This is a genomic window from Pseudonocardia sp. ICBG601, from assembly GCF_020496245.1.
In genome coordinates this window covers 354,966-363,513 of sequence record NZ_JAHLJA010000002.1, presented here as the reverse complement: position 1 = coordinate 363,513, position 8,548 = coordinate 354,966, and the positions used below count along the sequence as shown (strand labels likewise).

At 74.8% G+C, this 8,548-nt stretch carries 9 protein-coding genes; all 9 read right to left on the bottom strand.

Annotated features, from left to right (window positions below; all coding sequences use genetic code 11):
- Positions 1-100: 100 nt before the first annotated feature.
- Positions 101-412: a WXG100 family type VII secretion target gene (locus tag KPL57_RS01745; RefSeq protein WP_226350132.1), complete on the bottom strand. Its 312-nt coding sequence runs from the start codon at positions 410-412 to the stop codon at positions 101-103.
- Positions 402-854 carry a YbaB/EbfC family DNA-binding protein gene (locus KPL57_RS01740; protein ID WP_226350131.1) on the bottom strand — a complete coding sequence of 151 codons (453 nt, stop codon included), beginning with the start codon at positions 852-854 and terminating at the stop codon, positions 402-404. Before KPL57_RS01740 ends, KPL57_RS01745 begins: the two co-directional genes overlap by 11 nt.
- A 44-nt stretch (positions 855-898) precedes the next feature.
- Positions 899-2,473, bottom strand: coding sequence for a hypothetical protein (locus KPL57_RS01735; RefSeq protein ID WP_226350130.1), 1,575 nt, complete (start codon positions 2,471-2,473; stop codon positions 899-901).
- Positions 2,474-2,475: 2 nt separating this feature from the next.
- Positions 2,476-5,334, bottom strand: coding sequence for a hypothetical protein (locus KPL57_RS01730; RefSeq protein ID WP_226350659.1), 2,859 nt, complete (start codon positions 5,332-5,334; stop codon positions 2,476-2,478).
- Positions 5,327-5,650, bottom strand: a complete 324-nt coding sequence (locus tag KPL57_RS01725; protein WP_226350129.1) for a hypothetical protein — start codon at positions 5,648-5,650, stop codon at positions 5,327-5,329. The genes KPL57_RS01730 and KPL57_RS01725 overlap by 8 nt, the downstream gene beginning before the upstream one ends.
- Positions 5,651-5,703: 53 nt before the next feature.
- Positions 5,704-6,297 (bottom strand): hypothetical protein, encoded by a 594-nt coding sequence (locus KPL57_RS01720; RefSeq protein WP_226350128.1) that lies wholly within the window; start codon positions 6,295-6,297, stop codon positions 5,704-5,706.
- Between the two features lie 67 nt (positions 6,298-6,364).
- Positions 6,365-6,652, bottom strand: coding sequence for a WXG100 family type VII secretion target (locus KPL57_RS01715; RefSeq protein ID WP_208823481.1), 288 nt, complete (start codon positions 6,650-6,652; stop codon positions 6,365-6,367).
- A gap of 35 nt (positions 6,653-6,687) precedes the next feature.
- Positions 6,688-6,984, bottom strand: coding sequence for a type VII secretion target (locus tag KPL57_RS01710; RefSeq protein WP_226350127.1), 297 nt, complete (start codon positions 6,982-6,984; stop codon positions 6,688-6,690).
- A 171-nt stretch (positions 6,985-7,155) separates the two neighbouring features.
- A complete protein-coding gene (gene eccB, locus KPL57_RS01705; protein ID WP_226350126.1) occupies positions 7,156-8,544 on the bottom strand; it encodes a type VII secretion protein EccB in 1,389 nt (462 codons plus the stop codon).
- Positions 8,545-8,548 lie beyond the last annotated feature (4 nt).

Below are 8,548 nucleotides of genomic sequence, written 5' to 3'. Positions count from 1 at the left end.
CGCAGGGTTCCCTCCTTCCTCGTTCCACCGATCGTGTGAGGGTCGGACCCGGCGGTGCGGCCGGATCGGGTTGGTGTCGTGCGGGGACGGACGGCGTGCGCTACGCGGGAGGGACGTGGGAGGCGTTGTCCTCGTCGAGCCGCGACAGGTTGTCCGCCGAGATCTCGAGGTTGTCGGCGTAGATGTCGAGCCCCTCGGTCGTCTCGCCGACACCGGCGCGGGCCTCGGTCGAGTCCGGGGAGTACTTCTCCCCGAAGGCCTTGCCGATGTCGTCGGTGCCCCAGCAGCCCTCGTACTCCGCGCTGAGCGCGTTCAGACGCTCCAACGGCCCTGCCAGGTCGCTCCGGATGCGGCGCACCCCCTCGGCGTTGCGCCGGACGCCGGGGAGGTCGACGTAGGTCTCATCGGCCACGACGCTCACCCCGGGTCGGGTCCTCGACGCCCATCTCGGCGAACATCGAGCCCATCAGCGACTCGATCATCTCGGAGGGGTCGACCTTCCCGGTGGCCAGTCCCACCAGGTCCAGCCCCTCCGCGCCACCGCCCTCCTGCACGATCGCGGCGGTGCGCTCCAGTGCCTGCAGCCGACCCGCCTGCAGCGTCCCGACGATCAGGTGCGCGAGCTCGGTGGGCGCCAGCGAGCGGTACCGGGTGCCGTGGAAGCTGAGGTCGGCGAGATCGCCACGGCCGTCGAAGGTCATGGTGAACGAGCGGTCCTTCGCGACGACCGTCGTCTGCTCCTCCTTCCAGACCCGGCTGACCTCCCCGACCCGGGCGCGTTCCTGCTCGACCTGCTCGAAGGCCTCGTCGAGCCGCCGGGCGTAGTACCCCTCGTGGTCCGTGGCGTCGCTCATGGGTGTCTCCTCCTCGTGTGGTCGGGCGGGGTGGAGGCCGGGCCTCAGCTGCGGCCCAGCACTCCCGGCACCCCGTCGTCCTGCCAGTTGCTGGGATCAGCGGTCAGCGAGGTCTCGCGGGCGCGGTCGTCGTTCTGGTTCATCCCGGCGGCCATCCCGGCCCCCATCGGCATGAACGGCCCGCCCATCGGCGCCCCGCCGGGCATCCCCGCCTCCCCGGCGCCCGGGGACAGCGGGAGGCGTCCGGCGCTGCGGGGGTCCGGGGTGGGTGTCGTGACCGGCAGCGTCGCGATCGCCGCCGCGTCACCGGTGACCGGCAGCGTCGGCACCCGCACCGCCGGTCCGCCCGACGACACGGGCGGCGAGGACGGCAGGCCCACCGACGACGGCAGCGGGCCCGCACCCGCGCGGACCCGGTCGGACGGCGTGGACGGGCCGCCACCGGAGGTGGTGGCCTGCAGCGCCTCGACCTCCGGCAGCGACACCGCCCCGACCGCGTCCGGACCGGTGGTGCGCCCTGCCCCGCGACGGGTCGCGTCCGTCCGCTCCGTGGCGGGGGACGGCCCGGTCCCGGCCGGGGTCCTGCCCTCGGTCGTACCGCGTCCGAGCACGCCGCCCGCCGCCATCCCGACCAGCCCCCCGGGGAGCGTTCCACCGCCATCGGCGGACCGGTCCGGGTCGGCCCCGGGCGACTCCGGGGAGAGGGCGGCCCGGGTGCCGACCGGCGCGGTGACCGTCGCCGGTGTGCCGGTCCGGCTGCTGTCCGACGGGCGCCCCAGCACCCCCGACGGGGCCACGGCCGTGGCTCGCGCGGCAGTCGACGGCGCGGGGGTCACCGGCGCGGACTGCAGCGTCCCGGAGGGGGCGGCCGCGGGGGCACCGAGGGTCTGGCCACCGAGCGCGAACGCCGTCGGGGCGAACGCCGCGTCCCCCGGCGCCGTGGGCGACCCGTCCGTCACCGGGGCGGGTGCCTCCGGGAGCGCGGCCGCGCGGATGCCCGCCGCCTCCGGGCCGGGTGCGGTCAGCCCCGGGATCCCGGCCGTCGGGCCCGCCGACCCCGGCCGCACCGCGGTGACCACCTCCGGCTGCGGCGGCGCGGTGGTCGACACCGCGGTCACCGTCGGCCCACCGGCCGGCGACGACCCCGGTACCGCCGCGATCGGCTGCTGCGCACCGCCCGACGAGGCGAAGGCCGTCTCCACCCGGGCCAGCTCCGCGCGCGCCGCCGCGGCGAACGTCGCCTCGACCTCGGCGGCCTGCGGGTGACCGGCCCAGGCGGCGCGCTGCTCGCGCAGCGACATCGCCGCGCTGCGGGCGCGCCCGAGCTCGTCGCCGGCGCCGCGCAGGGCGAGCGGCCAGGTCCGGACGGCCTCCAGCGACCGTTCCAGTGCGGCCACCTTCGACGCGGACTCGGCGGCGAACCCGTCCGCGGTCGCGCCGAGCATCGCCTCCTGGACGCGGCGGGTCTCGCGGCGCAGCCCGTCGCGGGCCGTCTCCAGCTCGACGACGACGGCGTCGACGGCGTCCGCCCGCCGGTACAGCACGTCGGGGTCGGCCGCGAGCAGCTGCGCGACGATCGCGTCGAACCCGGTGTCCACCGGGGGCACGGGGGTGGTCACGGTCAGGTCCGTCCGATCACACCGGGGGCGAGATGGTCGGTGTCCTCGTCCCAGATCCCGCCCTCGGCCTGCAGCCAGGTGTGCGGCTCGCGCTCACGCTCCTGTCCCATGCCCTGCGGGGACATCCCCGCACCGCCCATCGGCATGCCACCCATCGGCATACCGCCGCCCATCGGTCCGCCGGCCGCGGCGTTGGCCGCGGGGAGCACCTGCCCGTTCGGGACGCCGCCGGGCGGCACACCGAAGCCGCGTTCGGCGGCGACGTCGGTGTCGAACCGGGCCAGGCTCGGGTCGAGCGCACCCGGGCCGCCACCGGCACCACCGCCGAGGCCGCCGCCGGCGCCACCGGCACCGTCGTCGGCGCCGCCGCCCGCGCCACCGGACTCGCCCATCAGCTCCTCGGCCGACGGCAGGTCCGGCGGCGACACCGGGCCGCCGCCACCCGCGCCGTCCTCCGGGCCGCCCCCGGCACCACCGGCACCGTCGTCCGCGCCGCCGCCCGCGCCACCGGACTCACCCATCAGCTCCTCGGCCGACGGCAGGTCCGGCGGGGACGCCGACGACCCACCGCCGGTGCCGTCGCCCTCGGTCGCGGTCCGGGCCCCCGGGTCGTCCCCGAGGCCGGTCTTGTCCGCCGCGTCCTGGCCGAGCTCCTCGAAGGCCTTGTCCATCGCGTCCGAGACGCGACCGGGCGGCTCGTCGCCCAGGGCATCGGTCGCGGTCTTCTTCAGCTCGTCGAGTACCGCCTGGCGGTGCGGGTCGCCGGTGGGGTTTCCGAGGTCGTCGATGGCCTTCTCGACGGCCGCCCTCGCCTGCTCGGGCGTGGCGTCCGGGCCCAGCTCGGCGAGTGCCTTGTTGGCCGCCCCGTGCGCCTGGTCGAGCAGACCGCGGTCGTCGGGCCGCAGTGCCGTGCCGTCCGTGTCGGCCCCCTCGGCGGCGAGGTCCTCGATCGCCTGGTTCGCGGCCTCCTTGGCCTGGTCGAGGGCGTCGTTGCGGACCGGGTCGTCGGTACGCAGCTCGTCGATCGCCTTGTCGGCGGCCTCCTTCGCGTCCCGCATCGCCTGGTCGTGCGCGGGGTTGCCGCCCTCGTCCCCGGAGCCCGGACCCCCACCGGAGCCACTGCCGTCCCCGGAACCGCTGCCGTCCCCGGAGCCACCCTCGGAGACCGGGTCCTGGAGGTCCTCGATGGCCTCGTTCGCGGCCTTCTTCGCGTCCTCCAGCGCCTGGTCGCGCTTGGCGCCCTCGGAGCCGGGTCCGCTGCCGCCACCCGACCCCGGCGACTTCGCACCGCCGCCCGAGCCCGAGCCCGACCCCGGCGAGCCGCCGCCCGGCGAGCCGGTCAGACCTCCGCCCGCGCCCGTCGAGCCGTCGCCGGTGCCGCCGGAGCCGCTGCCCGACAGATCGTCGATCGCCTGGTTCGCGGCGTTCCTGGCGTCCTCGAGCGCCTTGTCGCGTGTGGGGTCGGACGTCTCGCCGCGGAGGCCGTCGATGGCGTCGCCGGCGGCCTTCTTCGCCTGGTCGAGCGCTGCCTGGCGCTGCGGGTCCGCGGTCGACCCCCCGGAGCCACCGGTGTCCTCGCCGCCCGTCGACAGGTCGGGGATCTCGGGGGCCGGGACGCCCCCGCCCGAGCCCCCGGTCTCGCCGGAGCCGGAGCCGGGGTCGCCACCGCCGGTGCCGCCGCCGGTACCGCCACCGCCCGCCAGGTCGTCGATGGCCTGGCCGGCCGCGTTCCGGGCGTCGTCCAGCGCCTTGTCGCGGGCGCCGCCACCGGCGTTGCCCCCACCGTGGGCGCCACCGCTGCCGCCGGAACCCGAACCCTCATCCGAGCCGGAACCGGAACCGGAACCCGAGCCGGAACCCGAGCCCTCGTCGTCGCCGAGGCCGTCACCGGCACCACCGATGCCGTCACCGGCACCGTCGCCGCCGCCGGTCCCACCGGTCTCCAGCTCCTCGACGCGTTCCTCGAGGTCCTCGATCTGCTGCTCCAGCTCCTCGACGGTGGGCGGGGCCCCGTCGGAGTCGGAGTCCGAGTCCGAGTCGGTGTCGTCATCGTCGTCCCCGGACCCGGAGCCCTCGGAGTCGTCATCGTCGTCGTCGGACCCGGAGCCGTCGGAGTCGTCGTCGGAGTCGTCGTCACCCTTCTTGTCGAGCTTGGCGACGGCCTCCTTCGACCCGCGCGCCTTCTCGCCGCGCACGATCTCCAGCGCAGCCATGTCCCCGGCCGCCGTCGAGTAGTCGTCCGCCAGCCCGCCGAGCAGCTTCTGGAGTGCCGTGACGAGCTCGTCCTCGTACTCGTTCTCGATCCGGCGGACCACGTTCTTGTAGGTCTGCACGACGTCGGCGATCAGGGACGAGTCCCCCGCCGCCGCCGCGAGCGACACGGCCGAGACCGCCTTCGCGCGCACCTTGTCCTGGGCCGCGCGACGGTCCTCCCAGCTCTGTTCGACCGTCTCCCACCACTTGTCCCGGAAGGTGGCGATGTCGGTCCCGATCCCGCGGACGGTGTCGGCGTACTTCTTGTCCGCCAGGACCGCGGCGAAGGCCTTGCTCTCCTTCAGCACGCCGTTGGCGTAGTCCTGGAAGGCCGTACCGGCCTGCCCCTCGAGTGCCTCGTCGACCTCCTTGACCAGCTTGGCGACGTCGTCGTTGATGGACTGGAGGCGCTCGGTCGCGGTCTCGAACTGGTCGCCGAACTTCTTCCACGCGGCGACCTGCTTGGACTGCCCCTCCTGGGGCGCGATGCCCTCGACCTGGAACTGCAGCGTCGTCCAGGTCTTGAAACCCGCGGCGTCGAACGCCGGGGGCGGCGCGGTGTCCTGTCCGGCGAGGCCGAACGCGTCCGAGTCGTCGGCGTCAGGCATCGAGGCCCTCGTCGCGGGGCAGGTCGATCACCCGCGTGCCGGAGACGACGTCGGTGTCGACCAGGTCGCGGGCGCTGTCGGCGAGGGAACCACCGAACTCCCCGAGCTCGGTGCGGAGCGCGGTGACGTAGCTCAGCAGCTCCTGGGCGCGCGCATCGGACACCCCGTCGAGCTGCTGCGCCGCCGCGAACGGCCCGGAGGGCGACCAGTCCGCGCCGAGCCGGTCCCGGGAGCCGGAGCTCGGGGGCAGCAGGGCACCGACGGCGTCGGCGGATGCGGTGACGGCGCCGACGTCGACGCGGGTCTGATCGGCCATGGTCCTGGGTGTCCTCTCGGGAAGGGTGGAGCCGGCGCGGGCGGCGACCGGGCTCAGGAGTCGGGCCGGTCGTCCTCGAACTCGTCCAGGAACTCCTCGTCGGTGGTGTCCTGGTCGGTGTCCTCGGTCTGGCTGGGGGCGTTGAGCACCTCGTCCTGCGGGACGCTGCCCACGCCCTCCTCGCCCTTGGGCACACCGGTGATGATCTGGCCCTGGGTGTCGTCGTACCCGTCGCCGTCGGAGGTGTTGCTCGCCTCCGACTCGTCGTCGGTGGTGAAGTTGTGCTGCTGGTGCTCGATCTCGTTGGCGCGGTCGACGATCTCCTTGTCCGCGTCGGCGCGGAGCTGGTCGATGCGCTTGCCGACCGCGGCGGCGCTGTCGGAGTCGACGTCCGTGAGCAGCTTCGACACGTCCTTCAGCGAGGGTTCCATCGCGTCCAGGATCGTCTTCAGCCGCTTCGCGTGGTCGATCACGGCGTTGCGCCGGTCGTCGACCCGCCGCTCGACGTACTGGGCCACGGAGAACTTGCCCGCGTCCGGCCAGTGCGGGTCGAGATCGGTGAACGCCTTGATGTCGTCCATCAGCTTGCCGAGCTTGCCCGCCGCCTCGTCGATGGCGGTCCGGTCGACCTTCGTGTGCTCGCCCATCCCTGCTCCGTTCTCCGCAACGGCCGAAGGCCGGTGTCACCCCGTCGGGGCGACACCGGCCGGGGCATCAGAACGCGTTGACGCCCGCGCGGTCGGACGCGCGCATGCGCTCCATCGAGTCCATGACCTGACGGTGCAGGTCGTCGATGTACTGGTTCTTGGCCTGCAGCTGCTGCTGCAGCTCGTTGGCGGTGGTGTTGTACTGGTCCGCCGAGGCACCGACGAAGTCCGCGCCGAACAGCTGCTGCACCGCGCTGCGCAGCTGCGAGGTCTCGTCCTGCAGCGTCTGCGCCGAGCGCTTCATCGCCGCGAGCGCTTCCTCGATCTGCTCGTACTGGTAGAACATGGTGTCCATGTGAGGGACTCCTTACCTGGTCAGAGGGGTCGGGCTCAGTTGGCCTGCGGAACGCCGCCGGCGCTCTCGACGTCGGTCTGCATGTTCTCGGTGGCGGCCCGGCGCATGGCCTCACCCATGTGCTGCAGGTCCGCCTGCGCCTTCTTGCCGAACTCCTGCAGGTCGAGCCAGGCCGCGTGGGTCGCCTTCGCCAGCTCGCTCGACGTCGGGTCGAACTGACCCTCGACCTCGGACGCGGCGGTACGGATGAGCTGCTGTACGCCGTTGCCGGTCTCGTCGTGCTGCGCCGCGGTCGATTCGATCCGCGGCATGTCCGCCTTGGTCAGCGCCATGTTCGTCCTCCGGGTCGGGGCCCGGCCCAGTCCGGCCGAGCCTCCTGGTGCGTTCGGTCGATCGGGTTCCCGACGCCTGAAGTGAATCGGTCCCGATCACCGACGACGTAACGGCTTACGTCCGTTCGCCGGATCGGTGGGGATTTCCCCCGCCAAGTCGCATGCGGGCGGTCACGACTGCGGTGACCGGGTCTGCAACGCCGGCTCCCGGTCGAGCACCGCGCCCGTCGGCAGCAGCTCCAGCAGCTGCTCGGGCACCGCGACGGCGCTGCCGCCCTGCATCCCGAGCGCGGTCAGCGCCTCGTCGTCGGCGACGGGGAACCGCACCCCGATGTCGGTGACGAGGAACGCCGCCCCGGGCGCGGCTCCCGGCGCGGCCGCCACCCGGGCGAGCACCCCGGACGCGGCCGGGATGCCGATCCGGTCGGCCTGCAGCCCCGGGGTGTGCGTCCCGGCCGGGACGGTGGCCGCCGCGACGGCCGCCGCCGGCAGCGTCCCGATCCGCACCGGGGCGTCGGGATCGGCGACGTCGACCCGGACACAGGGGACGTCCTCCTGATGGGTCACCACCAGCCGCGGCGGCACCGGGGGCAGGTCACGACCCAGCTCCGGGCCGGCCGACCGCGGCACCGCCGCGATGTCCGCGGGCCCCACGCGGACCGTGCTGCCGCCACCCGACATCGCCAGCGCGGCCATCGTGCGGCTGAGCGGGGCGACGCCGTCGGCACGGACGAGATAGAGGTCGTCGGAGGCGAGCGCGGGGTTGCTGACCTGGTACACCTGCCCGACCCGGCTGGGCTTCCCGGCGATGGTGGGCCCCGGCGCGCCGGGGGTGCCCACCGCCGGGACGCCCAGGTCCGGTCCGGCCGGGACCGCGGCCAGCCAGCCGGGCTGCACGGGTGCCGGGGCGACGTCGTCGTAGCCGAGGGCGGCGGCGACGCCCGCCCCGCCGAGCCGGTAGCGCCGGCCCTGCCAGACCAGGCTCTCCTGGCCGTCGGGGGTGGCGACGAGCAGCCCCTCGTCGTCCGCCGGCTCGGGACCGGCCGGGGCGCCGAGCAGCAGCGACAGCGTCGGCGGTCCGACCGTGCCCGCGGCCGGCGGGCTCGCGCACACCGTCCACGGGGACCGGTTCAGCGACGCCGCGGCGGGCACCGAGTCCGGCGCGTCGGGGATGCCGATCGGCGCCCCCACCGGGGTCCCGGCCAGCGACGCCGCCGACACCGACGTCGGTGCCGCGGTCGACCCGGTCGCCAGCCGTGCCGAGGCCAGATTGAGCACCGGGTGCAGCGTCCCGTTCAGGTAGACGAACCGGGCCCCGGAGGTCTTCTCCGTGACGATCGCGCCCGCCGTCCGCCACGAGGTGTTCCCACCCGGCTTGAACAGCCCGTACACGCCGAACCCGGCGCAGAGGACCGCGGCGACCAGCACCCCGATGGCGAACCCGGTGCTGAGCCGCCGCCCCGGCGGGCGGACGACGTCCGGCCGTCCGTGGGTGACCGCGGAGGTCATCCGCCCGACGACGTAGAAGTAGGCCTGGACCTGGTCCCGACGCGACTGCACCTGC

Coding starts and splice junctions, on each gene's coding strand:
- KPL57_RS01740 (WP_226350131.1), bottom strand. CDS start 854: ATGAGCGACGCCACGGACCACGAGGGGTACTACGCCCGGCGGCTCGAC.
- KPL57_RS01730 (WP_226350659.1), bottom strand. CDS start 5,334: ATGCCTGACGCCGACGACTCGGACGCGTTCGGCCTCGCCGGACAGGAC.
- KPL57_RS01725 (WP_226350129.1), bottom strand. CDS start 5,650: ATGGCCGATCAGACCCGCGTCGACGTCGGCGCCGTCACCGCATCCGCC.
- KPL57_RS01720 (WP_226350128.1), bottom strand. CDS start 6,297: ATGGGCGAGCACACGAAGGTCGACCGGACCGCCATCGACGAGGCGGCG.
- KPL57_RS01715 (WP_208823481.1), bottom strand. CDS start 6,652: ATGGACACCATGTTCTACCAGTACGAGCAGATCGAGGAAGCGCTCGCG.
- KPL57_RS01710 (WP_226350127.1), bottom strand. CDS start 6,984: ATGGCGCTGACCAAGGCGGACATGCCGCGGATCGAATCGACCGCGGCG.